The organism is Anoxybacillus sp. LAT27, assembly GCF_022030075.1.
Taxonomy (GTDB): Bacteria; Bacillota; Bacilli; order Bacillales; family Anoxybacillaceae; genus Anoxybacillus; species Anoxybacillus kestanbolensis.
In genome coordinates this window covers 1-265 of the sequence record NZ_JAIWYK010000194.1, presented here as the reverse complement: position 1 = coordinate 265, position 265 = coordinate 1, and the positions used below count along the sequence as shown (strand labels likewise).

The window sequence follows — 265 nt, the reverse complement described above, 5'->3', positions numbered from 1 at the left end:
CGCGTGATTTGAAGTTCGATACGTACGCCTCGTTCCGCATCCGCGGCGCCATCTTAGACGGTTTGCGCAAAGAAGACTGGCTGCCGCGCAGCATGCGCGATAAGGCGAAAAAAATTGAGGAAGCTATCGAGCGGCTCGAACAGCGGCACATGCGATCGGTGACGGCGAAAGAGATCGCCGCTGAGCTCGGGATGACGGAAGAAGAAGTGCAGACGGCGGCGAATGAAACGTTTTTTTCCCATTGGCTGCCGCTCGGGCAGACGAC

1 protein-coding gene is annotated in these 265 nt (G+C 57.7%); it reads left to right on the top strand.

Annotation, left to right across the window (positions count from 1 at the left end; translation table 11 throughout):
• Nucleotides 1-265: sigma-70 domain-containing protein (locus LD028_RS09095; RefSeq protein ID WP_275949118.1), on the top strand; the 265-nt coding region annotated here is incomplete at both ends.